This is a genomic window from Spirosoma lituiforme, from assembly GCF_054776635.1.
This window is the reverse complement of record NZ_BAAHBO010000037.1, coordinates 1-968: the sequence shown is the minus strand read 5'-3', so window position 1 is coordinate 968 and position 968 is coordinate 1. Positions and strand designations below refer to the sequence as shown.

The window sequence follows — 968 nt, the reverse complement described above, 5'->3', positions numbered from 1 at the left end:
CACCGCTCGCGCTGGCCGTCGTCGAACACAAGGTCACGTTACCCGGTCCCGTGATGGCAACCACCGAACCCGGTGTGGCCGTGCCCGCAATGGGCTGGGTCACCGGACCCGGAACCGGTGGGCGCACCGTCAAGGTAGGCGCACCCGCAGCCGTGAAGCTGGTGGTCGTGCTGGCCGTGCCCCCTGGATTGGTCGCCGTCGCCGTCAAGGTCACCGGACCGGTGGTTACACTCACCACACAGGAGAAACTGCCCCCCGCCGTAGCCGTGGTCGAACATAGCGTCGCATTACCCGGTCCCGTGATGGCAACCACCGAACCCGGCGTAGCCGTGCCGCTCACTGTGGGTGAGGTCGAGGTCTGCGTGCCCGAGGGACCGTTGATGGCCACCGTGGGGGGAGCGACCGCCGTCACCGTGAGGGGAACACTCGTGGTGCCACCCGGTCCTGTGGTCGTCACCGTCACATTAGTCGGACCCGTGGGCACGGTGATCGAGCAACTGAACGCACCGCTCGCGCTGGCCGTCGTTGAACACAAGGTCACGTTACCCGGTCCCGTGATGGCAACCACCGAACCCGGTGTGGCCGTGCCCGCAACGGGCTGGGTCACCGGACCCGGAACCGGTGGGCTCACCGTCAAGGTAGGCGCACCCGCAGCCGTGAAGCTGGTGGTCGTGCTGGCCGTACCCCCTGGGTTGGTCGCTGTCGCCGTTAAAGTCACCGGACCGGTGGTTACACTCACCACGCAGGAGAAACTGCCCCCCGCCGTGGCAGTAGTCGAACACAGCGTCGCATTACCCGGACCCGTGATGGCAACCACCGAACCCGGCGTGGCCGTGCCGCTCACTGTGGGTGAGGTCGAGGTCTGCGTGCCCGAGGGACTGTTGATGGCCACCGTTGGAGCCGAAACAGCCGTCACCGTGAGGGGAACACTCGTGGTGCCGCCCGGTCCTGTGGTCGTCACCGTCACA

General features: G+C 67.1%; 1 protein-coding gene. It reads right to left on the bottom strand.

Going from position 1 to position 968, the window contains the following annotated elements; translation table 11 throughout:
* Positions 1 to 968: Ig-like domain-containing protein (locus ACYU87_RS27525; protein WP_461137216.1), on the bottom strand; the 968-nt coding region annotated here is incomplete at both ends.